This window comes from Streptomyces sp. NPDC050738 (genome assembly GCF_040654175.1).
Lineage (GTDB): Bacteria > Actinomycetota > Actinomycetes > Streptomycetales > Streptomycetaceae > Streptomyces.
Genome location: NZ_JBFAHN010000004.1, coordinates 496,808 through 519,770, shown reverse-complemented (window position 1 = coordinate 519,770; position 22,963 = coordinate 496,808). Strand labels below are relative to the sequence as shown.

Annotated in this window: 24 protein-coding genes; 13 read left to right on the top strand and 11 right to left on the bottom strand. The window is 66.3% G+C overall.

Annotation, left to right across the window (positions count from 1 at the left end):
• Positions 1–79: 79 nt before the first annotated feature.
• Positions 80–667 (bottom strand): vitamin K epoxide reductase family protein, encoded by a 588-nt coding sequence (locus AB0H78_RS14170; RefSeq protein ID WP_363234618.1) that lies wholly within the window; start codon positions 665–667, stop codon positions 80–82.
• A gap of 221 nt (positions 668–888) precedes the next feature.
• On the opposite strand from AB0H78_RS14170, the gene AB0H78_RS14165 reads away from it, so the two are divergent.
• Positions 889–1,116, top strand: coding sequence for a hypothetical protein (locus AB0H78_RS14165; protein ID WP_363234617.1), 228 nt, complete (start codon positions 889–891; stop codon positions 1,114–1,116).
• Positions 1,117–1,191: 75 nt separating this feature from the next.
• On the opposite strand, the gene AB0H78_RS14160 is transcribed toward AB0H78_RS14165, so the two are convergent.
• Positions 1,192–1,695, bottom strand: a complete 504-nt coding sequence (locus AB0H78_RS14160; RefSeq protein ID WP_363234616.1) for a DUF5949 family protein — start codon at positions 1,693–1,695, stop codon at positions 1,192–1,194.
• 207 nt (positions 1,696–1,902) lie between these two features.
• Here AB0H78_RS14160 and AB0H78_RS14155 point away from each other — a divergent pair, with 207 nt between their 5' ends.
• Entirely contained in the window at positions 1,903–2,463 is a 561-nt protein-coding gene (locus AB0H78_RS14155; RefSeq protein WP_363234615.1) for a tyrosinase family oxidase copper chaperone, read from the top strand.
• Entirely contained in the window at positions 2,447–3,316 is an 870-nt protein-coding gene (locus AB0H78_RS14150) for a tyrosinase family protein (RefSeq protein ID WP_363234614.1), read from the top strand. Before AB0H78_RS14155 ends, AB0H78_RS14150 begins: the two co-directional genes overlap by 17 nt.
• A 97-nt stretch (positions 3,317–3,413) precedes the next feature.
• Here AB0H78_RS14150 and AB0H78_RS14145 read toward each other — a convergent pair whose 3' ends face one another.
• From AB0H78_RS14145 to AB0H78_RS14120, 6 genes are all read right to left on the bottom strand, one after another.
• Positions 3,414–3,701, bottom strand: a complete 288-nt coding sequence (locus tag AB0H78_RS14145) for a chaplin (RefSeq protein WP_363234613.1) — start codon at positions 3,699–3,701, stop codon at positions 3,414–3,416.
• Between the two features lie 156 nt (positions 3,702–3,857).
• A complete protein-coding gene (locus AB0H78_RS14140) occupies positions 3,858–4,361 on the bottom strand; it encodes a hypothetical protein (RefSeq protein ID WP_363234612.1) in 504 nt (167 codons plus the stop codon).
• 286 nt (positions 4,362–4,647) lie between these two features.
• Complete coding sequence (locus AB0H78_RS14135; RefSeq protein WP_363234611.1) at positions 4,648–4,899, bottom strand: chaplin; 252 nt, start codon at positions 4,897–4,899, stop codon at positions 4,648–4,650.
• Between the two features lie 141 nt (positions 4,900–5,040).
• Positions 5,041–5,334, bottom strand: a complete 294-nt coding sequence (locus AB0H78_RS14130; RefSeq protein ID WP_363234610.1) for a hypothetical protein — start codon at positions 5,332–5,334, stop codon at positions 5,041–5,043.
• Between the two features lie 960 nt (positions 5,335–6,294).
• Positions 6,295–7,146, bottom strand: a complete 852-nt coding sequence (locus AB0H78_RS14125) for a hypothetical protein (RefSeq protein WP_363234609.1) — start codon at positions 7,144–7,146, stop codon at positions 6,295–6,297.
• Positions 7,147–7,556: 410 nt separating this feature from the next.
• A complete protein-coding gene (locus tag AB0H78_RS14120; protein WP_363234608.1) occupies positions 7,557–7,799 on the bottom strand; it encodes a chaplin in 243 nt (80 codons plus the stop codon).
• 889 nt (positions 7,800–8,688) lie between these two features.
• Between AB0H78_RS14120 and AB0H78_RS14115 the strand changes: the two genes are divergently transcribed.
• The 8 genes from AB0H78_RS14115 (at position 8,689) to AB0H78_RS14080 (ending at position 18,041) form a co-directional block, all read left to right on the top strand.
• Complete coding sequence (locus AB0H78_RS14115; protein ID WP_363234607.1) at positions 8,689–9,864, top strand: glycosyltransferase family 4 protein; 1,176 nt, start codon at positions 8,689–8,691, stop codon at positions 9,862–9,864.
• Positions 9,861–11,318, top strand: a complete 1,458-nt coding sequence (locus tag AB0H78_RS14110; protein ID WP_363234606.1) for an exopolysaccharide biosynthesis polyprenyl glycosylphosphotransferase — start codon at positions 9,861–9,863, stop codon at positions 11,316–11,318. Before AB0H78_RS14115 ends, AB0H78_RS14110 begins: the two co-directional genes overlap by 4 nt.
• 53 nt (positions 11,319–11,371) lie before the next feature.
• Positions 11,372–12,688, top strand: coding sequence for an O-antigen ligase family protein (locus AB0H78_RS14105; RefSeq protein WP_363234605.1), 1,317 nt, complete (start codon positions 11,372–11,374; stop codon positions 12,686–12,688).
• A gap of 76 nt (positions 12,689–12,764) precedes the next feature.
• Complete coding sequence (locus AB0H78_RS14100; RefSeq protein ID WP_363234604.1) at positions 12,765–14,408, top strand: lipid II flippase MurJ; 1,644 nt, start codon at positions 12,765–12,767, stop codon at positions 14,406–14,408.
• Positions 14,389–15,108 carry a polysaccharide deacetylase family protein gene (locus tag AB0H78_RS14095; protein ID WP_363234603.1) on the top strand — a complete coding sequence of 240 codons (720 nt, stop codon included), beginning with the start codon at positions 14,389–14,391 and terminating at the stop codon, positions 15,106–15,108. The genes AB0H78_RS14100 and AB0H78_RS14095 overlap by 20 nt, the downstream gene beginning before the upstream one ends.
• A complete protein-coding gene (locus AB0H78_RS14090) occupies positions 15,105–16,241 on the top strand; it encodes a glycosyltransferase (protein WP_363234602.1) in 1,137 nt (378 codons plus the stop codon). Before AB0H78_RS14095 ends, AB0H78_RS14090 begins: the two co-directional genes overlap by 4 nt.
• A 115-nt stretch (positions 16,242–16,356) precedes the next feature.
• Complete coding sequence (locus AB0H78_RS14085; protein ID WP_363234601.1) at positions 16,357–16,896, top strand: lipopolysaccharide biosynthesis protein; 540 nt, start codon at positions 16,357–16,359, stop codon at positions 16,894–16,896.
• Positions 16,896–18,041 (top strand): GNAT family N-acetyltransferase, encoded by a 1,146-nt coding sequence (locus AB0H78_RS14080; RefSeq protein WP_363234600.1) that lies wholly within the window; start codon positions 16,896–16,898, stop codon positions 18,039–18,041. Before AB0H78_RS14085 ends, AB0H78_RS14080 begins: the two co-directional genes overlap by 1 nt.
• A gap of 20 nt (positions 18,042–18,061) precedes the next feature.
• On the opposite strand, the gene AB0H78_RS14075 is transcribed toward AB0H78_RS14080, so the two are convergent.
• Together AB0H78_RS14075 and AB0H78_RS14070 are read right to left on the bottom strand one after the other, a co-directional pair.
• Positions 18,062–19,288, bottom strand: a complete 1,227-nt coding sequence (locus AB0H78_RS14075; RefSeq protein ID WP_363234599.1) for a glycosyl hydrolase — start codon at positions 19,286–19,288, stop codon at positions 18,062–18,064.
• Positions 19,289–19,880: 592 nt separating this feature from the next.
• Complete coding sequence (locus tag AB0H78_RS14070) at positions 19,881–20,114, bottom strand: chaplin (RefSeq protein WP_363234598.1); 234 nt, start codon at positions 20,112–20,114, stop codon at positions 19,881–19,883.
• A gap of 515 nt (positions 20,115–20,629) precedes the next feature.
• Between AB0H78_RS14070 and AB0H78_RS14065 the strand changes: the two genes are divergently transcribed.
• Positions 20,630–21,397, top strand: coding sequence for a hypothetical protein (locus tag AB0H78_RS14065; protein WP_363234597.1), 768 nt, complete (start codon positions 20,630–20,632; stop codon positions 21,395–21,397).
• 100 nt (positions 21,398–21,497) lie between these two features.
• Here AB0H78_RS14065 and AB0H78_RS14060 read toward each other — a convergent pair whose 3' ends face one another.
• On the bottom strand, positions 21,498–21,911 hold the full coding sequence (locus AB0H78_RS14060; RefSeq protein ID WP_363234596.1) for a rodlin: 414 nt from the start codon (positions 21,909–21,911) through the stop codon (positions 21,498–21,500).
• Between the two features lie 223 nt (positions 21,912–22,134).
• Between AB0H78_RS14060 and AB0H78_RS14055 the strand changes: the two genes are divergently transcribed.
• Positions 22,135–22,545: a rodlin gene (locus AB0H78_RS14055; RefSeq protein ID WP_363234594.1), complete on the top strand. Its 411-nt coding sequence runs from the start codon at positions 22,135–22,137 to the stop codon at positions 22,543–22,545.
• Positions 22,546–22,963: the final 418 nt, after the last annotated feature.

Below are 22,963 nucleotides of genomic sequence, written 5' to 3'. Positions count from 1 at the left end.
TGTGCCGGCAGTCACGACGCAATCGTCTTCTCACCCGTGAGGCCCATACACCGGATCGCTTCGATCCCGGGTCGGGGAGTCAGGAATGTGAGCTGGTCCAAAAATCCCACCAGCGGGTGAGGATCAGCATGGCGATGATCCCTACGTGCAACAGCGGTGGAACCAGGGCGAGTTCGTCGAAGAATGCGCGTGGCGCGGATGCGCGGAAGAGCATTCCGCTACGCACGTTGTGTGCGGTGACGGACCAGAACACCACGATGGTGGCGGCCCAGGCCAGGCAGCACCAGAGGCAGAGAGAGTTGATCGAGTAGAGGGACTGGTACTGGAGCCAAGTGCAGAAGAGCACGCCGAGTAGGGCACCGCTGTTGAGTCCGAGCCAGAACCAGCGGCGCAAGGTGGCGCCGGCGAGCAGGGCGACGCCCACGAGTGTGACGACGGCGTAGGCGACGAGCCCGAGGAGTGGGTTGGGGAAGCCGAAGACCGTTGCCTGGTCGCTTTTCATGATGTTCCCGCAGGAGACCACCGGGTTCATGCTGCAGCCTGGCGTGAAATTCGGGTCTGCCAGGAGTTTGAGCTCGTCGATGGTGATGACCCAGGATGCCAAGAGGCCCGCTAATCCACCCCCCACCAGCAGCAGGGCGAGGGCGGCACCTGCACCAGCGTCCATTGGGCGTGAGGTGTGCCGTGGGGTGCGACCCGGCAGGGTCCGCGGGGTACTGCTCGTGTGCAATGCGCTCATCGTGCGCTCCACAGGTTTTGTTGATGTGGCGTGGTTTCCCGTCGGTCCGGGTTTCCCCGAATGCAGTAGCGCCGGGGCCTTCCCCGAGCGTGATAGCCGACACGTGGCTAGCGTCGAAGTGTCTTCACCTACGCTTCGAGGAGTCGAGCATGAAGAAATTCGCTGCCCGCGGTATAGCTGCCGCTGCGCTGGTCGCCGCGGTATCGCTGCCCTTCGCGACATCAGCTGCGGCCGCTGCACCGGCGACCCCGGCGGCCGCCCCGGCGGTCTCACAGCAGCACCACTGCGGTTGGGATCAGGACTGCTGGGACTACTGGCACCACTATCACAGTGGGATCGGCCTCGAACTGGGCGTCGGGCTTGGCCTCTGGCTCTGACTTGCCCTCTGGGCCCTTGATGCGTGTTGTCCCCTGCGCATCAAGGGCCCTTGCTGCATTCTCCGGACCCTTTGGTCAGCCTCGCAGGCTGCGCACCGGGAGCAGGCAGTGGGCGCTGCCTTCCAGAAGTGATGTGCTGCTCACGTACGTACGCAGAGTCTCTTCATCAACCGGTTTCCCTGGTACGGCCGTTGGCCAGGGCTGCGTCGTGCAGATGAAGTAGACCTGCTGGTTCGCTTTTGCTGCCTGTTCCCATTCCGAAGGAACGGGGCACTGCACCTTCATCGAGGGGAGTGTCAGCACAGCCTGGCCCCCTTCGACCAGAAGGGAGATGCCGATGCGCGGCTGCTTTGACAGGTCGATGAGTTGATTGCCGAGCGTCAGACCTGTGCTCGTGAGCATCGAAGACATCGCCTCGCTGCTACCGCGCTCACCCGCGCTTCCGTCCCCCAAGGGGTAGAGCATGAGGTAGGGCGTGCAGGGGTCGTCGCCCTCGGGGTCGCTGGCCCAGGGGATGACGGAGACAGTTCCCAGCAGAGTGGGGTTCCGTTGAGCGGATGCAAGAGGAGGGGAAGTCATAGGGAGCGATGTTAATGCTCCTCATCATGGGCTTCACATCCGTTCACCCGTTCAGCCGAGGCGCTTGCGAGACAGAGCGGCTACCGCCTTTCCACGTACCGACCGAGCGTGCGAGTTTTCATCTTATTTTCGATTCTCCTGGTGCGTTGGACGAGCAGAACGCTTCCGATATGTATTCGTTGTGCCAGGCACGACGTTGCCGCGATCATGGGCAAGGACGTACGTGGGGCTACAAGGGTCGCATCGGATCCCGTGGGGAGTTTCATGAGTTTTCGAGTTGTGCAGCGGGGAGCGGGAGACCACCCGTTCGACCCTGATAGAGGGAAGGGCTGGCGCGGGCGGGTCGCGCCAGCGCGGCGGGGGGTGCTTCAGGCTCTCAGCGCCCTTTCGGTCACCGCATTCACGGGTGGGGCACTGTCCCGGATCGTATCGACACCGCGGCACACGGTCGCAGAGCCCAGCGCCATGGACGTTGCTGACCGCTTGGTTGTCTTCGATGAGATGTACGGCGGCCACCAGCTGGCGGGCTATGCGGCGGCGGCGTCAGCGGCAGAAGATGCCGTCGAGGTGTTCATCGACGGCCGTCCCCTGCACCTGATGCGCTGTGCTCGCGGTGGGTACGTCAGCCACATCGATCACTACCAGTCCTATCCCACACCCCTGGCTACCGCGCGCGCGGCAGCGCTGGAGCTGAGATCCGCGCGGTTGGCGCCGATGCCCGGCCACAACGGGGACACGTACGGAGGGGGTCGTGGTGTACGTCCGTAAGAATCAGCGCAACCTCACCCGTGCCGAGCGGAAGAAGTTCGTGGCCGCCGTACTGGAGCTCAAGCGGCGTGGAATCTATGACCAGTTCGTCCAGACACACATCGATCACTACACCGCAGACGGGGACCATGGAGTTCGTGTGGCGCACATGGGCCCCTCGTTCTTGCCCTGGCACAGAAGATTTCTTCTGGACTTCGAGTCGGCTCTGAGGGAAGTGGACGGCAGTGTCTCGGTGCCCTACTGGGACTGGACCCAAGACAACACGCCCGCTTCTTCCTTGTGGCATGACGACTTCATGGGCGGGAACGGACGTCGGGAGGACTTGCAGGTCATGACCGGTCCCTTCGCGTACAGCGGCGGGAACTGGGATGTCACCGTGAGTGCCAGCGACGGGAGGTTCCTCACCCGAGACCTTGGCCGGCCGTCCCAGGCGATCGATCTGCCCACGAAAGCTCAACTGGCTTGGGCGACTGCCGATCCGGTCTACGATTCCGCGCCGTGGGACTCGCGTAGCGACAAGGGGTTCAGGAACAAACTGGAGGGCTGGGCCGCGGGTGAGGGTAATGAGAGATTCCTCAATCACAACCGCGTCCATCGCTGGGTGAGCGGGCTGATGCTCGGTGGCGGGTCGGTCAATGACCCGGTGTTCTGGCTTCATCACTCGTTCGTCGATGCTGTCTGGTCGCGCTGGCAGCAGGCGCATCCTTCGGCTGTGTACATGCCGGAAGGTACAGACGCATCGTCGTCCGCCTTCGGAAGCAGGGTGGTGGGGCGTGATGAGCCCATGCCTCCCTGGGGTGACAGTCCTTCGTCCATGTGGGATCACAGCAAGATTTATCGCTACGCCACGTAAGACGGGGCGGCGTCCCAGAGACAAGAACGGTCCGCGGCGTCGCCGCGGACCGTCTAGTGCATCACGCTGTCACATTCCTCGTCCCGTGCGGGAGAGTTCAGCCCTCGTAGCCGTAGGAGCCTTCGCCGTAGCCACCCTCGTGCGAGTCACCGTTCGAGCACTGGTTGCCGAAGGCCGGGTTGAGCAGGCCGATGACGTTGACGGTGTTGCCGCAGAGGTTGACCGGCACGTGGACGGGAACCTGAACGACGTTGCCCGAGCCGACGCCGGGGGAGTTCGTCGCCTCACCCTGCGCGCCCGAGTCGGCGAAGGCCATGCCGGCGCCAGCGAGGGCCATGGCCCCGGTACCGGCGATTACGGCCATCGTCTTGACGATGCGAGACATTACGATCTCCTTCGGTGCGGTTACTGATCGCGATCTTTTCGCGATCACCTACCTATAACGCGATCAAAAAGCTGGGGTAACGGCTCTATGCGACGACAGAGTCAAGAGCAGCTTCGTTTCCCGCGCTGCGTGACCAAATCCTGTTTGACCGGCTGTCTAGACGGAGGGGGCAGCAAGACCGAGCCCGGAACTGACGTCACCCTGCAAGGCAGGGGCCAAGATCGCAGCCTGCGGATCGTCGAGTTCCGGAAGCCCGAGCGACTCTCCGTGCGGGAGAGCGAAGGGCCGCCCTACGGCGAGGCCGGGCGTCTTGGCCGCCATCGGTGAACCGCCACTGGTGACGCGGGCGCTGCCCAAGTCCTCGCCGTCAAAGCCCTGGGGCATTGGCGCCTCCAGCACCGTCGTCGGCAGGTCACTTGTGATGGGGGTCTGGGGGAGCTCCAGAGCAGGGTCTGGGTGCTGCATCGCCCGCGTCCGCAAGGGGCTGGGCTCGGACGGAATGGGAATCGGGATACCGGTGCGCACGGTCGGTGCATCCATAGGCAGTGCCGTCTCAAGCCCCTGCAGTGGGACGACCACCGGTGCTTGAACGGCCGCAGCTGGTGTCGCGAAGCCGAAAGTTGCGAGGATGCCGAGCCCTGCGATCGCTTTGAGCTTCATGATGAGGCCTTTCGCATGACAGAGTACGTAGCTTTCCCTGGAGAACGACCGCCGGTTGAAAAGGACTACGGATTGTCCTGGGCCTCAGCAACCAGTGGGCTAACGACTCCACTTACCGGAATAGATGAAATGATTGGTGTCTCATTTTCATCGGTGCACCCCTTACCGCACATCGCAGGGTAACGCCACGTTCTATCCGGCAGGTGCGCCCTGGCTCCCTGGGTGCGAAAAGCAGACGGCCCGGCTCCGGAAGAAGTCCGCGGAGCCGGGCCGTGAGCGTCTGAAATCAGCTGTTGGAGGCCGTGTTGCCGAAGGCCGGGTTCAGCAGACCAATGACGTTGGCCGAGTTGCCGGACACGTTGACGGGAACGTGCACGGGGACCTGGCCGAGGTTGCCCGAGCCGACGCCGGGCGAGTTGGTGGCGGTGCCCTGTGCCGTGGCGCCGCCACCGTCTGCGGCGAACGCGCTGCCCGAGGCAGCACCCGCGGCGATACCGGCGGCGGCGAGAACGAGAGCGGCCTTCTTGACAGTGTTCATTTTCATGACCTTTCAATTGGGGTGAGTAACAGGCTAGAGAGGTACTGATGTCTGCCACTGATCAACACGGGCTCCAAGAGGCAATTACCTCCATCAGCTCATGGACAGTGGGCGGTTGCGAAGGCTCCGCCGAGCCCTCGGCTACTTCGCGAGGGGAAGACCGCCCAGCAGCGGCACCGCGTCATTGAGCGTGTTCAGGGTGCCGGCGGTCTTCTTGACCTGCTCAACCGTCGAGCCGTCGGTCAGGTCCGACTGAAGCGGGTGGGCGTCAAGGTGGCTGGAGATCGTCTCCAGGCCGCCAGTGAGGCTCGTGGGAGCGAGGTTGTCCGTGGCCATGGGGGTCGGGGCCAGGTTGTCGGCCGCCATGGCCGGTGCGGCGGCACCCAGGGCCATCACCGATCCTGCGATGACTGCGGCGACCTTCGTGGACTTCATGAAATGGAACCCTTCCAAGGGAATCACATGGACCTCAAGTGGCTTTATCTGCAAGGACCTTGACGTTCTCGCACACCACTCTCTGGTTCTGTAACGAGCCCTCGGCGCTTCAGAAACTCTTCGAGCGGGAAAAGCACCCTTGTACACCCGGATGACAGATTCCGGTCCTATCGTCAGATCACCCGTGGTGAGCGGTGGGCAGGACAAGGCCGTGCCGTTCTCGACGTAGGGCAGTACGGCTCTGACGTGCGGTTCTGAAGAATCTGGTACTTCTCAACGGATGCCAGCTGGCGGGTCTCGCGGTCGCGCCAGGAGATCCAGGACGGTGTCGCTGAGCCTGAATACGGGAGGTGGTGTCGGTGACCTCCTGGGGGCCCGCTCCGCTGATGCCAAGAGGTGGGCCTCCGGGCCCGGATGGTCCAGCTGCGGGAGTCCCCGACGAGAGTGGTTCGCTCACGGCGTGGGAATCTCGGAGATCGCGAAGGAGTGAAGCGCCGTTGGCGCGTACGCCGGTGGCCGTGGGACCCACGCGTGCCCGGGTTGGTGCCGCCGCCGCATGGAGGTCGCGTAACTCGCCTATGGATAGGAGACATTGAATTCCATAGCGATGGCCCGGGGCCGGCCTGTCCTGCCGTGAATGCCGCCCCCAAGAGCGGAAGCCCGACGATATTTTGTGCCGGCCTGCCCGGCCAGGAGGGCCTTCCGTCCTCCTCCGGCACGATGTTTCCCGCCGGAGCCGGCATACCTCGTCGGGCGGGGTGCTGGAGCCATGTACTGCAGCGGGAGGGCGCTCTGGCCCATCGGGAAACCACTGTCCTGACCTGCTAGGAACCTGCCGAATGCTCCCAACCGTCCACCGTCGACGCCGATCTGGCCTCGGGGGCGACTGGCGCAGGAGCCTCGCGCTCTTCCCTCCAGCACCGCAGTGGTCTCTCCGGCAGATTCCTGGCGGGCACCGGTCTACGGCACAACGACTGCCGGCTCCGGCATTCTGGACAGGGCAGGAGGCTCGGGCAGGGTCGGGCTCTTCCGTGCGGTCGGCGCAGTGGCGGCTGGAGGCCTGGCCGGCTGGCTAGTCGCGTGCGGGATGTTTGGCGTGGCCGGTACGGCGGCCGGCGTCCTGGGCGCCTTGGGCACGGAAGGGGCCTTGGGCACCGTCGATGCGGAGGAGGGCTTTGGAGTCCGGGGCACGCTGGCCGCAGCGGAGGGCTTGGCCACTGTCGGCAGGCCGGGAAGCTGTGGAGTGGGCAATCCGCCGGTCAGGACCGTAGCCACCATGAACTTGACCATCGAGTTCACGGTTTCCTGTGCTTGTTTGAGGACTCTTTCCCCGTTGCCCGCCGTCGCTGCGGTGGCCAGGGCTCGCGCGTACTTGCGGACGTCCTTGAGGGCATCGGCCTTGAGGTCCGGCGGCGTGGCTGCCTTGGTGCTGGGCTCCGAGGTGGCCGTGGATGTGCTGGGCGTTGCCGGTGTGACGTTCGCGAGCGCTGTTGTCACCGCTCCGAGATACCTCTGGGCTGTGCCTGCGCTGAGCCTGTGGCCCTCTGTGGTCAGCGCTGCTTCGATGAGGTTGGTGACGGGCGTGAGGAGGCCGCCGACTTCCCCGAGGGTTTGCATCTGCCGCAGGAGCACTGTGGCACCGGAAACCGGCGCGATCTGGCCCTCGGAGCGCACGACAGGCGTGTGAGCCTCGGCTGGGGCGATCACCCCGAGACTCAAGGTGGCGCAGACCGTAGCCGCAGCTACGCTGCTCGAAGCCAAGAAGCGCATCTTTTTCCTTTTCCACGGTGATCCGGAGAGGGTTTCTCTCACCGTGCAATTCGCCGTGGCGGGGCGCAAAAGGAAGTAGGCCGTGCGTGAGTGAGATTGGTCCGTGTGAGTGGGCGCAGTGGTCTGGCCTGTGGATTGGTGCCGGAAAGACTGGCCGTCGCCAGGGGTAGCACCGATCGGGCTGCACAGAGTCTGAGGGCCTCTGCTCGCCGGCTGATCTGATCAGGTGTTCCACCGGGCGCGATGCTACGGAGACACCGGGTTCAGTCGGGGATCGGGGCAGCCGCCCGATACTCCCTCCTGCTCGCCGTCGGGAATGTTGAGCGCCCGGGTAGGGCGTCGCTCACACGATCCTGGCGGCGGGTGTCGGGTGCGCCCGGTGTGCCGCCTGGTCGGGCGGCGCACCGGGCCCTGGCTCTTCCTTAGGTAGGACGAGCCGGATTTGACTGGAGTCAGCTGTTGGAGCAGGTGTTGCCGAAGGCCGGGTTGAGGGCACCGATTCCGTCAACGGTGTTGCCACAGACGTTCACGGGGACGTGAACCGGCACCTGGAGGACGTTGCCGGAGAGGACGCCGGGCGAGTTCTGGGCCGTACCCTGGGCGCCGCTGTCGGCTGCGGCGACACCGGCGGCGCCGGCGAAGGATGCAGCAAGCGCTCCGGTCAGAACAACAGCCTTGGCGATACGAGAAGACATGAGAGCTCTCCATGTGATTCGGATGTACAGCCGGCCCGAGAAGGTCGGTTGTGTAATCAACGCGCTGCCCTCACTGCCGGTTTCGCGCCAAATGAGTGAAAGATTGTCTTTTCAGCCACTGCGCTAGCCTCTCCTCCACCTCGGATGACGGACGCCCGGCCGGTCTGGCTGCGGTAAGGATGTGTCGCCTTGGGATGCGCGGGGGTGTTTCTCGGCCATCCGAGCCGCGACCAGCCGTTGTGCCGCCGAGCGGAGACCGAACCGCCGGTGCATCCGTTTCGCGCCTTTTGGCCGAGTGCGTGAGCGACATAACGACCAACTGATGCCGGGGATACGCGATGTTACCCATGTGGGCGGCTAGCGTGCTGATTCGCTAAATGTTGGTATATAACGTTCCCCGGTGTTCCTCTCACCTTCCCCGGGCCAGGGCCGCAGCTTGGTCTGCGCTGCCTGTTCAAGTCCCCGCCGCCACGGGCGGCTTACCGGTCACACCACACGGAGCATGTCTATGCGAGATTCGTTGGTCTCTGCCGCGCGACGCGGTGTGCCGTCGACGGTCGCTTCACGTCTCCGGGCACACGACCCCCTCCCGAAATCCCCTCTTTCGGCGCGCTCAAGGCAGAACATTCAGCGCATTTGTTCGATGCGTTCCAAAAAACTCGGGTCTCCTGACGCGGTGTCGGTCGTGACCCTCCATCCCCTGCCGACACGCGTTCTCGCTGGGCCACCCGTACCCCGGCGCATCTCGACGCACGGCACGTGTGTCGGCTGAGGAGACGGTGCGTTCGAATCCCGAGGCTTCGCTTGGCCATCGGTCGTAACTCTGATTTCCGTTGCGGGAGGCCACAGCCTGGTCCCGCAGCGGTCTCTCTTGGTGGAAAGAAGAAGCGTGAGCCCTCAACAGCACCCAGACGCGCGTGGTTTCGCCGTTCTCCACGTCGTGCAGCCCGGTGAAGGCGGCGTCGCGCGCGTGGTGTTGGACTTGATCGCGGCCCAGATCGATCAGGGGTTCAGGGTGCTCCTGGCGTGCCCGCCGAGCACCTCGTTGGCGGAAGCGGCAGTGGAGTTGGGCTGTGTAGTCAGCGAGTGGCCCGCTGTGCGCAGTCCCGCGCGACACGTGATCCGCGAATGCAGGCAGCTCGCTCGACTGATTTCCGCGCTGGGCCCCGATGTAGTGCACGCACACAGCGCGAAGGCTGGGCTGGTCGCACGGATCGTGGTGCGCGGGAGGATCCCCACCATCTACCAGCCGCATGCCTGGTCGTTCGAAGCGGTCGACAGCGGCACCAGCACCCTGGCGCTGTGGTGGGAGCGGTGGGCTGCCCGGTGGGCCACCCGTGTGGTGTGCGTGAGCAAGGCCGAGCAGCGCCGCGGCCACCAGGCAGGCATTCGGGCGGAGTATTCCGTGGTGCGCAACGGCGTCGACGTGCAGCGTTTCACTCCGGATACGGACTCGGTCCGGGCACGCAGCGAGCTGGCGGAACTGGAGAGTTGGCCGGCCTCGGCGCTGTCTGTCGTCTGCGTGGGCCGGCTGTGTATGCAAAAGGGCCAGGATGTGCTTCTCCAGGCCTGGAGTGCGGTGGTCGCCCGGTTCCCCGATGCGCGTCTGGTGCTGGTGGGAGACGGGCCTGACGGCGAGGCACTGCGTCGGGCGGCGCTGCCGTCGGTGACTTTTGTGGGTGCCGTCAAGGACACCGCCGCTTGGTATCGGGCCGCGGACCTCGTGGTTCTGCCTTCGCGGTGGGAGGGAATAGCGGTAGCCCCCTTGGAGGCGATGGCCACGGGACGAGCCGTGGTGGTGACTGACGTGGACGGCGCGCGGGAAGGTCTGCCGCCGGGGCACCACCCGGTGAGTCTCGTACCGCCGGATGATCCGGAGGCCCTGGCGTCGGCTGTGATCAGCATGCTTGGCCAGCCCGTGTTGCGGGTCATGTTGGGCGAACAGGCCAGCCAGCATGTGCGTAGCCACTTTGACGTGCGGCGCGTCAGCGCGGCCATGGCGGAGATCTACCGTGACGTGGCCCTGGGGCAGCACCACGAGTTCAGGGAGCCCGTTTCCCCGTGACCACAGACAACACGAGTACCTCCGCCGTGCCGCAGAGAGTGATGGCGGCAACGGTCGCGGGGCAGCGCACACCCGCAGGTCTCACCGCGCGTCGCGGCCGTGCCCCCGCGCCCTCGGATTCGCCGGTGCCGCCGCTCGTCGCTGCGGACTGCGCCGCAGTGCTTGTCGCGGCCGTGCTTCTTGAGGCAGCGCAGCGCGATGTGAACCTGCTGCTGCAACTCAGCGTGCTCACCATCGCTCTCAATGCCCGGGGCCACCTCTACCGGGTCAGGATCCGCCCTGCCGTCTTGGAGGAACTGCCCGCGCTGGCTGCGCGAGTGGCGGTGGTCTGGACTGTGGCGGCCGCGCTTATCGCCGTCCGCCGTGGTGGCCCCAATCCTCAGTTGTCGGTGCTGTTGGGGGCCATCGGCATTCACCTGGCCGTGGTCTGTGCGGTGCGGGCCTTCCTCTACGGGCAGCGCAGGAGATCTGCTCGAGCACGGCCTCGCTCCACGCTGATCGTGGGCGGGTCCTCGGGCACCCACCGGCTGTGCACCGCGCTGGCACAGCATCCCGAGTATGGGATGCGCGCGGTGGGGGTGATGACGACACGTCAGGCGGTGCCTCAGCAGGCCGAGGAGGTGCCTGCGGTGCCGGTGCTCTCCTCGCCTGAGGAGGTGGTACGTGCGGTGATCCAGAACAGTGTGCGCGATGTGCTGGTCGTCGGGGCTGAGGGCGCTGCGGACCATGTGGATCTGGTCGAGCTCCTTCAGCAGTATGGCTGCGCCGTGTGGTTGCTGGGGTCGCAGCCCGCTGGTGCTCATTCGGCGCTGGCGATGGGTGAGCACCTGTGGGGGTATGACTGCCGCCTTCTTGAGCCGGTGGCGGGCAACCGGCGCATTCCGGGCGCCAAGCGTGCACTGGATCTTGTTGTGGCGGGCCTCATGCTGCTGTTGGCGCTGCCCGTCTTGCTGGTGTGCGCCGCAGCGGTGCGGATGTCCGATGGCCCTGGTGTCTTGTTCCGTCAGGAGCGCGTGGGCATGCACGGGCGGGAGTTTGTCCTGCTGAAGTTCCGTACCCTGCGTCCGGCTGACGACCGTGAGGCGGAGACCAAGTGGAGTGTGGCGCACGACGCTCGAGTGGGCGCGGTGGGCAGGTTCCTGCGCCGTTCCTCCCTCGATGAACTACCGCAGTTGTGGAACGTGCTGCGCGGTGACATGAGTCTGGTGGGGCCCCGGCCCGAGCGTCCTTTTTTCGTGGCCCAGTTCAGTCTCACGTATCCGCGGTATGCGGCACGCCACCGGATGGTGGTGGGGCTGACGGGACTGGCGCAGGTGCACGGCCTGCGTGGTGACACCTCGATCGAGGACCGCTGCCGCTTCGACAATCACTACATCGATCACTGGTCGTGGTGGCAGGACGTGTGCATTTTGCTGCGGACCGCGAAGTCTCTGACGCGTCCGGGGGGAAGCTGATGTCTGTCGTGAGTGCTGCTTCGGAGAGCCGATCCCTCGGATCCGGGGGAAGGATGATCTGGGGTGACCGGGCCAGAGCGGTGTTCCCGCTGTTGCCGGTGCTGGCCGTGGTGGCTCTGCTGATGGCTCCCGTCGACTCTGCTTCGGAAGGGAGCGGGACGGCCGCAGATGCTGCGTCGGGATTCTTGGTCGTGTACTGCGCGGTGCGGCTGTTGCGCGAGCGCCTTCGGCCCTTGTCGCCGACTGCGGCGGTGATTGTCGGCCTGCCGGTTGTGGGGATCTGCCTGTCCTGTGTCACCTCGGCCGACCCCGCGGCGAGCCTGCCGGGAGTGCCGCGCTACTTGCAGATCTTCGTCCTGGTGCCGCTCGCGGTTCTCCTGCTGGTGCGTACAGGCAGAGATTTCAAGGTGATCGCATGGTCGTTGATCGTGCTGGCACTGGGGCAGGGGGTTATCGGCGTTGAACAGTTCCTGACCGGCACGGGCGCCTCGTACGTGGGGGAGAACGTCCGCGCGGTAGGAACGTTCGGTGCGTCGGATGTGATGGGGATGGCGACGGTCGTGTCCTACGGGCTGGTCGTCGCGGTGGGGTTGTCACTGGGAGCGCAGGCGCGGCGCGGTGTCACCTCTCCCGCTCGGAGGGCGGCGTTGGTCTGTGTGGGGCTGCTGTTGGTTCCCTTGGCCTTGTCGTTCAGCCGTGGGGCGTGGATCGCGACCATTGCTGCCTGTGGTGTTCAGCTTGCGCTGACCGGCGTGCGCAGGGCGGCGCGTGTGGTGACCGTCCTGGGGGCGCTGGGCGTGGTTCTGGTGCTCGGCCTGGGGGTGGGGTCGACGCTGGTGCAGGATCGGCTGTCCAGCATTACGCAGGTCACCGATGCGCCGGACCGGTCGGTGACTGACCGCTACACGATGTGGGCGGCGGCCGTGCAGATGTGGCGGAGTGATCCGGTGTCCGGGGTGGGGCTCAAGGAGTTTCCTGAGTACCGCGACAGCAATGCCTCTCTGGCACTGTCCTCGGGCAGCGATACGGCCGGTGCGGGGCAGACGTTCAAGAAGCAGGCCTTGTTGTCGCCGCACAATATGTACCTGCTGGTGTTGGGTGAGCAAGGTGTGGTGGGGCTGGTGGCTCTGCTGGGCAGTTGGGTTGCTCTGCTCGTGATGGCGTTGCGGCGGTTGGTGCAGGAGGGGGCTGCGGGGCGCAGCACGCACTGTGGCGTGGTCGCCGTGGGGCTGCTGGTCTGGCAGATGATCGATTTTGCGTACGCCGACATCGGTGGTCCCTCGACTGTCTTGACGTCGGTGGTCCTGGGTCTGGTCGCGTGCTGGGCGCTGACGTCGCCGGGCGACTCGCTGAGGGAGGGGCGTGGCTGACGGGCGGTCACCGGCGCCTGGGATCGGGCAGGTGGCGCCCCGGGGCTGGGCCAGGGGGGTTTTCGGTGCCCGCAGGGTGAAGAGGGGGGAAGGGGGTTTGGCCCGGGCTGCGCTGCTGACCGCGGCGCTGACGGCGGTGGGTTCGTTGTTGGGCCTGATGCGCGACCAGGCGCTGGCGCATCTTTTCGGCGCGGGCAGTGATACGGATGCCTTCCTCGTGGCCTGGACCGTGCCGGAGTTCGCTTCGACTCTCCTGATCGAGGACGCGATGGCACTGCTGTTGGTGCCCGCCTTCAGCCGGGCTTTGGCGCATCGGGCCGCAGGCCAGCTGGCGCACGGGGACCCGGTGCGTCACCTGCTGCGGCACACCTTGCCGCGGCTCGCGCTGGCATCGGGGGCCGTGGCGGCGGTGGTGGTCGCCTGGGCGCCCGCCCTGGTGGGTGGTCTCGCGCCGGGTTTGGCCGATCCGTCGCTGGCCGTTGATTGCACCCGACTGACGGCGACATGCGTGTTCACCTTCGCGTTGGCGGGCTACTGCAGCGCGGCGTTGCGGGCTCATGGCCGGTACATCTCGCCGGCCACGATTTATGTGGCGTACAACGTCGGGATCATCGGGACCTTGCTGCTGTCATCCGGAGCGCACTGGGGGGTGCGCTCCGCGGCAGCGGGGGTCGCCATTGGCGGGGTGCTGATGGTGCTGGTCCAGGCGCCGTCGCTGTGGCGGGTGCTCCGCACGGCTCCCGGGGAAGGAGTTGCGGCGCAGCCGGCGTCCGGCACTCCCCCGGTGCTGGCGCTTGCGCTGATGGCACCGGTGGTTGTTTTCACGGTGAGTCGGCAGTCGCAGGTGCTGGTCGAGCGCTATCTCGCGTCACCGCTGGCGGGAGGTGCCATCTCGCACCTGAACTACGCGCAGAAGGTTGCACAGATCCCCATGATGCTTTCGCTCATGCTGTGCACGGTTAACTTCCCTGTCGTCGCACGGGCCCTGGCCGCGGGTGAGCCGCGGACCGCGCAGCGCCGGATGGAACGAGATCTGGTGGCGGCCGCGGCGATTGTGCTCTTTGGCGCGGCCGTGGTGACCGCGGCGGCGCCCCAGATCATCGAACTGCTTTTCCAGCGCGGGGCATTTGATGCGCAGGACACCGGTGCTACGGCCGCCATCATGCGGGTGTACGCCCTGGGGCTGCTGGGCCAGACCCTGGTGGGGACACTGGTGCGCTGCTATTTCTCCGCCGCGCGACCGTTGTGGTACCCAGCGGTGGCCATGCTGACAGGACTCGCAGCGAACATTGTCGGCGGCCTGGTCGCAGCAGCAGTGTGGGGTGCCGCTGGAATTGCTGCGGCCAATGCCCTGGGGATCACGGTCACCGCGGCCATGTTGCTGTGCGGGATCCGCCGCCAGGGCGTCCCCCTGGCGGTGGGCGGGTTGAGTCTCGCCCTGTTGAAACTGACCGTGGCGGCCGCGGCCGCCACCGCAGCGGGCTGGTGTGTCGCACGTACACCCGTCGCGCCCGCCCTGGCCGTCGCTCTGACCACAGGTGTGGCCGCGGTGACCTTCCTCGCTCTCGCCGCTGCCGTGCAGGCGCCGCAGATTCCGTCCTTGTTCTTCTCAGTGTCCCGAAGGCTTACTCATGCCAAAGAGAACCCGCAGCTGGGTCAGAACTCTCTGCCCGGTGCCCAGCGCTCCTCTATGGATCGGGATGTACCACTCGATCAGTGACTCTCCTGATGATCCGTACCGTGTGACGGTTTCACCGCACCGCTTCGAGGAGCAGCTGCGCTGGCTCCGTAGTCGTGGGCTGCGCGGGGTCAGTGTGCGGGAGCTTCTCGATGCCCACACACTCGGTCTGGCCAAGGGGCTTGTGGGGCTCACTTTCGACGACGGTTACCGGGATTTCGCGTCGTGCGCGGTGCCGCTGCTGCGCCAGTACGGGTGCACCGGAACGGTGTTCGTGCTGCCGGGCAAGCTCGGCCAGGACAACGACTGGGACGCTGAGGGGCCACGCAGGACGCTACTGAGCGCCGAGGACATCCGTGGGGTTGCGGCGGCTGGCATGGAAGTGGCCTCGCATGGCATGCACCATGTGTCCCTGCGGGGAGCCGATGAGAGCACGCTGCAGGAGGAGACGGTATCGAGCCGCGAGGCCGTCGAATCACTGTCTGGGGCACCGGCTGACGGCTTCTGTTATCCCTACGGTCACCTGGATGCCCGGTCGGTGCGGGCCGTGCGTGAGGCCGGCTATTCCTATGCCTGCGGTGTGGATCCCGGCTCACTCTCCAGCCGCTTCGCGCTGCCGCGCGCGCATATCGACCAGCGGGACACTGCAGTGCGGCTGTTCGCGAAGCAGGTTCTGCACCGGATGCGCCGTGTGTCGCCGTCCGATCTGACGATCCTTGAGCAGACCGCGGGGCGATCGTGAGGGTCCTTCAGGTGATCACCGGCCTCAATATCGGCGGCGCCGAGCAGCAGTTGCGGCTCCTGGCCCGGCACCTGCCGGTGGAGACACATGTGGTCACCCTCACCGCGCCCGGGGCCGTGGCGGCGGGTCTGCGCGAGGACGGCATCGCGGTGACCCATCTGGGGATGAGCGGCAATCGTGATCTGAGGGCTCTGCCGCGGCTGGTGCGCCACATCCGGGACGGGCGCTACGACGTGGTGCACACCCACCTCTACCGGGCGTGCCTCTATGGGCGGTTGGCAGCGCGGTTGGCCGGCGTGCGGGCGGTGGTCGCCACCGAGCACTCCTTGGGACGCCACCAGATCGAGGGGCGGCCGCTGAGCTCCGGCACACGGGCGTTGTATCTGGCCGGAGAGCGTATGGGCCGGCGCACTGTGGCTGTCTCGGCGTCGGTCGCCGAGCGGCTCGAGGACTGGGGCGTGCGTGGGTCAAGGATCACCGTGGTGCCGAACGGTATCGATGCCGCGCGGTTCGCGTTCAGTGCCGAGGCGCGCCGTGCTGCCCGCCAGCGGCTGGGGATTGCGCAGGACGCCTACGTCGTGGGCGGGGTGGGGCGGCTGGCAGTGGGCAAGAACTTCGCGTCCCTGATTCGCGCGGTGGCCGGCGTTCCGGGGGCCCGGCTGGTCCTGGTGGGTGAGGGCGACCAGCGCGTTCACCTGCTGCGGGCCGCGCAGCAGTTCGGGGTGGCCGACCGGGTCATTCTCACCGGTGCCTGCGAGGATCCGCCCCCGCCGCACGCTCCGGCGGGCAGTGGTTTGCCGGCCCTGCTCAGCGCCATGGACATTTTCGTGTCCAACTCCCCCGATGAAGCGTTTGGTCTGGCAGTGATCGAAGCGCTGGCCGCTGGGCTGCCGGTGCTCTACGCCGCCTGTCCTGCCATCGCTGATCTGCCGGCCCAGGCCGTACCCGCAGCAACTCACATCAGCGGTGCGCCCGAAGAGCTGACCCGGATGCTGCTGGCCGGGAGCGCCGTTGCCGGTGCCCGCTGGCCGGTGGCCGAAGCGGTGGTGCGATACGACATCGCCCACAGCGCCCGGCAGTTGATGTCCCTGTACGAGGACGTACTGCATCAGTGCGCCACTCCATCGAAGTGAGGTAGTCATGAACCGGGAACTGCACCCCGCTCCCCACTGGTTCTCCCGAGTGACGGCACGCCCGCGTGCCAGATTGGCGGTGTGGGTTCTGCCCTGTGCGGTTGTGCTGGGCGCCTTGTCCGGGCTGGTGTACGGGCTCGTGCAGTCTCCGCAGTACGCCGCCACCAGCTACGTCATCGTCGTGCCGGGGGAGAAAACCGACCCGGGATCGGCACTGGGTTATGCCCAGGCCTACGGGCGTGTCGCCATCGACGTTGCTGTGCGGGCCAACGCGGCGGTGCAGGCGGGGGTGGATCCCCATACGCTGCGCAGCGGTGTGCAGGCCGCGACGTCCCCCGACGCACCGATGATCTCTCTCACAGCCCGGTCGGGAAGCCCCGAGACCGCCGCCGCGATGGCCGACAGTGTGGCCCAGGCCCTGGTCCAGAGCAGCTCCGATGCCCAGAGCTCCACCGGGGTGAAGGTGCTCAATTTCTCCCGTGCCACCGAGCCGACCGCTCCCGTTTCGCCCTCTGCTCCCGTTGCGGCGCTGGTGGGGGGCTGCGCCGCAGGGCTGCTGTGCGGACTGGCTCTGCTGGTACGCCCCCGGCATGCGAAGGATCGCATGGCTGTGGTGCCGGCACCCGCGGCCCTGCCCCAGCGGGAGTCCGTGTGATGAGCACGGCTCGTGAGAACTTCCGGAGCTCGGTGTGCCGCGACAGCAGGGAGTTTGAGCAACTGGCCGGGGACTGGGGGGACCTTCAGCGCCGGTGCGAGACGGCCACGCCGTTCCAGACTCACGCCTGGTTGTTCTCCTGGTGGACGGCCTATGGGGTGCCGGGTCGCCTCAGGGTGGTCCTGGTACACCGGCAGGGGCGGCTGGTGGCTGCGGCCGCGCTGCATCGGGTGCGTGGTCTGGTTCCCGTCCTTACCCCGTTGGGCGGTGCCATCACCGACTTCTCCGACGTGCTGCTCGACGACGGCTGTCCCGGAGCGGCGGAGGCGCTGGCACGGGCGCTGGCCGGTCTTGCCCGTTCGGCTGTGATCGATTTCCGTGAAGTGCGTCCGGAGGCTGCCGTCGGGTGTCTGCCGGCGCTGTGGGATGGGCCGAGCCGTATCCTCCCGGATTCGATGTGTCTGGAACTGCCGGCTGTTCCCATGGCGGATCTGGTGGCGCGGATGCCGTCGTCACGGGCACAGCGCACCCGGGCGAAACTCCGCAAGCTTGATGCGGCCGGCGTCGAGCACCGGGAGGTGGAGGCGGCGGAGGTGCCGGCCGCAGTCGAACGGTTGCTGGCCCTGCACCAACGCCAGTGGGAGGGACGCGGTGTGACGCCCGAGCACCTCACGGGGCGCTTCGCCGCGCACCTGCAGCGGGCTGTCGCTCCCATGGTCGCCGATGGTGATGCGCGGGTTACGGAGTTCAGTATCGGCGGCCAGGTGGTGGCCGCCGATCTGACCCTGGTGTCACCCCGTCTCGCGGGGGGCTACCTCTATGGGGCAGAACCCGCACTGCGGGAGAGGAAAATCGATGTGGCGACGCTGCTGCTGCGGCACTCCGCCCAGCAGTCGAGCGTCAACGGGCAGAGCACCCTCAGCATGCTGCGCGGCACTGAGCCGTACAAGAATCACTGGTGTCCTCAGCGGGTGGGAAACCGGCGCCTCCTGCTGGCACGGCGACGCCTCCTGCCGGCCCTGGCCGTGCTCACGGCCCAGATCCGGGGACGGATCTGGGCCCGTGACACGGTGCACAGCTGGTCTCGGCGGACACAGCAGCGCACCGTCGGCGCACCGGTGCGGGCCGGCTCAGGACCGCATTAGGTTCCGAACACTGTCTCGGTCTAGCGCCATTTCTGGAGCCAGTCGAAGCGCAGGCACAGCTTGCCACCCATCCAGTACTCGACCCATGAGCCGAGTTCCAGTGGCATGCAGGAGGGGGGTTGGGTGGGCGTGGTGGGAGGCACGGTGGGTTCAGGCACCGGGGTGGGAGGCAGAGAGAGTTTGCTGCGGAAGACCTTGGACGATGCCGGGTTCTCGTTGCACTGCCAGACACCGTGCGGGCAGTAGTCGGTGATGGTCTGGTACAGCGGTTTGTGCTTGTCGATCCAGTCCAGCATGCCCCGCATGTATGCGGGGTTGTCCCCGTTGCGGAAGAGCCCCCACTCGGGGTACGAAATGGGCTTTTTGTGTTTCGCAGCGAAGTCGACCTGCTGCTGGAGCCCGAACGGTTCGTTGGCCTGTTGTTGGAAGGTGCGGCCGGGGGGCTGGTCGTAGGAGTCCATCCCGACCACGTCCACGACGTCGTCACCGGGATAGCAAGTGGTCCAGGGCACTGCGTCGCGGCCGCGGTTCGGGGCGAAGTCGAATTTGAACTTCTGACCGGGCACCGCGCGCATGGCGGTGACGATCCTCTTCCAGTAGGTCTTCCACGCCTCGGGATCGGGACCGCAGCGGTGGGTGTAGGTCGCGCCGTTCATCTCCCAGCCGAGCACGATCACGGTGTCGGGTACCCCGAGGTTGACGAGCCGTTCGGCCAGGGTCCGGAAGTGGTGGTCGTATGCGCCGGCTGCGCCTTCGCTCAGTCTCTGGCGTACCTGATAGTCGCTGACTCCGCCTTCGTTGTCGTCCAGCATGGGCACGTTGAGAACGAACAGCCTGTCGGGCTGCGCTTTTCGCCACTTGGCCCAGGCGTCGAGGAAGCCGGGCTTCCCTTCGATGTTCGACCAGAGGTCGCCGGGCAGATAGGTGTGCCCTACCTTCAGGTCGGTGCCGCCGAGCCACTTCTCAAGCCCTGCGATTCGTGTGATGCCCTGGGGGCCGAAGTCGAGGTAGGCGCCCATGACCGTGTCGCGGACCGCGCCGGTAATGGAGTCTTTCACCGAAGGGGTGCCGGTCGCTTGTGGCGTCGGTTTTCCGCCAACGTCGGGGGCTGGTGGCGTGGGGTCGTATCGCCCTGCTGGTGGTTCTTGATGCTGGGGCTGCGTAAATCCGCAGGCCAGCAGTCCTGCCGTGGTGGCCGCGGCGGCCGCCAGCCACGTTCGCTTGGGTGCTTTCCTTCGCTCGGCCATTTCGCTCCTTCGCGAGACATCCATCGGATATCTCTAAAAAGTGTGCCTAATGACCCAAATGGAAACACAGTCAGCGGTCCTGATGGTCTGTTAGTGGAATGGACTCACCGATCGGATGCATCGCGACCCAAGCGTGGTGCACTCGTCGCACCCGCGTACGAACGTCGCGGGAGGGGGCGTGTCCGCTCGCGCCTCAGGGCCCGCCCGGTCCGCCTCACCGGCGTGCGAAGGGCGGGCCGGCGGGCCGTGCGCGCCGCCGCGCTCTCGTTCGCATTCATTTTCGATCGTGCATCGCTGAGGCAGCCGAGGTGCTGTCACCACGGCAGTTCTCTCAGGCCGGCCTCACAGTGCGTCGCTCGATACTCGCCATCGCCATTTCGCGTGACAGCGTTGCCGCCGTGGGACGCGGGTCCCCGTCCCGGACTGCCTCCGCGGTCCGGCCGGATGGCGGCGCCGGCGCAATGCCCGCCTCTCCGCGGCCTGGATCCTGGACGCCCTCCCCCCTCCCCCGGCGAGTCGGCACGCGATTCCACATAGCGGCGGCCCCAAGCAACCGGCTTGGGGCCGTCCGGGTCCTGCTCGACGTCGCCGATCAGTCGTTGACGCAGTGGTTGCCGAACGACGGGTTGAGGAACCCGATCACACTTACGGTGTTTCCGCAGGCATTCACCGGAATATCAATCGGGACCTGGATCACGTTGCCCGACAGGACGCCCGGGGAGTTCGAAGCGTCACCCTGACCACCGGAATCGGCGACCGCCGGGGCTGCTGCGCCCAGGGCCATGACCAGACCAGCGACGGCGATTGCAACCTTCTTGTACGTCATTGCACCCAACCCTATCTACAGGCACGTCGGTTCGCGTATTTCACGATCATCGTGTGCTGTTAGACAAACATGTTCCCTATGGCTGCGATGCGATGAGCGCCAGCTGCTCAATTCATCCGAATAACCCTGCCTGGGCGGCAATTGGGCTACTCTCGCCTCTGCATCGTTTGCGGCACCCGTCATATGCGTTTTTGCGCAGCATTGGTCAGGACGGCACCATCATGACTTTTGGCACCCAGCTCTGGCGCCCCTCCGGACGAAGTTGGGAGGTCAGCAGCGTTGCCTTGCCCTCTGCCAGGCGTAGTTCAACCGCCGCTCATTGCTCAAGTGCCGAGTGCACCATCCAGACCCAGATGCCCTGCGCAAGTCCCAAGGAATGGGCGGTAGCCCACCTCCGGTCTCATGCGCAGCAGGTGGGTGCACCGAGCGCAGCGGCGTTCTGCAGGTGCAGAGCCCAGCACTGCACGCTGCACGCGGAGGAGTTTGTCTGTCAGGGCCTGGTCCAGTTGGTCCTGGTGCCGCTGGCCACCGGCTGGGGGGCGATCGAGGCGTGCGCCGCCTGCGCAGATGCGATTCCAGACGGCGAGGTCATCGCGGTAGCCGAGGTGGTGTCGCAAACGCCTGCGAGCGGGGAGTCTCTGACTCCGGCGGTGCAGCGATTGCTGACAAAGCATCAAGGCCTGGCCGTACGTGACACCTTCGCCTACCTCAACAAGGCGTTTCCCGCCCTGTCACCGGATGCGCGGCTGTTCGCGCTGATCCTGACGCTCCGAACGGTGTGTTCGGGCACCACCACTTTCAGCGCGGATGACATCACCAGGCTCCGACTGGAGGACCCGAAGGCAGCCGTCACCGAATTCCATACGGCGGGCTGGGCGGACTACTCGGTTTCTGAACTCCTGTCGGCGCCAGCGCAGCGCCCTGCGTCGGTTCGGGTGCTGCGCGACGCCGATATGCGGCACGACCTGCAGATGGGTGACCGAACGCGCAGTCGCGCTTCGGGCTGGGTCACAAAGAGCAACTCCTACCGGCGGCTGCGGAACCAGGGGTCAGCCGTCAAGTTGGCGTCACTGTTCCTGGCTGCACATGCGGACCCGGCCGGCCACATCCACGTCTGCACACGGGAGATTGCCGTGGCCTGCGCGGTGAGAACAGAGGCTTTGCCCGCAGTGCTGGATCGGCTCGTCGCAAGCGGCTGGATCGAGTACCTGCACACCACAGATGATCAGACCGTGGGGCAGGTGGACCGCTCCGCACAGCGTTTCGTACCAGGCGCGGCATAAGAAAAGGGGCCGACGGAGACGCTTTTGCGTGCTCCGCCGGCCTGGACTCATAGCGTCAGGCTGAAGGAGGCGTGACGGTATGAGTGATTTCGGGGCTTGATCAGCCGTTGTTCTGGCCGTTGCCCGACAGAACCGGGATGTCGTCGACGATGTGCGAGAGCGGCTCGTCGCCCTTGGCCTGGGTGGAGTTCTCGACGCACTGCTGGTTCTGCGGGGCGGACAGGACGGGGATGTCCTGGACCGAAACCGGCACGACACCCACGAGGGAACCGGCGTTGAGCTTGGCCGGCAGGCCGACGCAGGGCTTGTTGAGCGAGCCCTGAATCGCTCCGAGCTGCGGGCTCAGGTCACCGGCGGAGGAGGAGTTGCCGAACTCCTGGACCGCGTCGTTGCCGCTGGCCGAGGTGGTACCACCGTCGTCCATGCCCACGGCCATCGCCTGCGGCGCTACAGCACCAGCGACACCAAGCATCGATACGGAGACCGCAGCGGTCGCCATGACCTTCTTGAACACAGTTTCTTCCCTTTCCCACCAATCACGCGATCAGTGCGACCGGTAAACGTCCCTGCGCGGGAGGCGTTGCGGCCGAGAGATGAATCCGTTGCGCGCACCACCCGTGCGGCCCAACCTCATCGGCTGACGCGCTGCGCCATTGAGGTGATGCGCCGAAACCTCCTGGCGACAGTGCCGTTGATCAGCTCGCTCCTGGGGAACAGCACTAATCAAGGGACAGAACATGAAGAAGTCGATGAGCATCGCCGCCACGTCCATCTCCGTGCTCGGCCTGGCCATGGTCGCCGCGCCGCAGGCGATGGCCGTGGGCATGGACGACGGTGGTACCACCTCGGCCAGCGGCAACCACGCGGTCCAGGAGTTTGGCAACTCCAAGACGGAGGGCGTCATGAGCCCCCAGAGCGGCCTGGTCCAGGGCTCGCTCAACAAGGCGTGCATCGGCCTGCCGGCCAAGGCCAACGCCGGTTCCATCGTCGGCGTCGTGCCGGTCGCGGTCCAGGACATCCCCGTCCTGTCCGCCCCGCAGAACCAGCAGTGCGTCGAGAACTCCACCCAGGCCAAGGGCGACGAGCCGCTCTCGCACATCGTCAACGACATCCCGGTCCTCTCGGGCAACGGCAAGCACAACGGCTGAACCGAGTAACGGCAGGCGGGTGGCCTCTTCGCGAGAGCCGCCCGTCTGCCGTTTCGCAGTCTCCCCACAGAGGTTCTTCGCGGCATCGAGCCGGATGACTGCATACCCCGAACCCCGGCCTACACGGTCACCTCACATCGTTGCCACTGCAGATCTGCGACGCATCACGCGTGAACCTCTCCTGCTGCCGTTCAGGGTGCGGAGGTTCAAGATGCCAGCGGCCCAAGATGCCTCGGGTCGTGGCTCGGCGACCGGTGGTCGGCCAACGACAGGCACAGTTCGGCTCCGTATGCCGAAGCGCCTCGAGTTGCGGCGCATCCGGGGTCCGCGGCCTGGATTCCCTCGTGAGCAGAATTCGCCATTCTCTGATCAGCGGATTCAGTGCGAGCGTGGCAGATTTCCCCTGCAACGGGTAGCA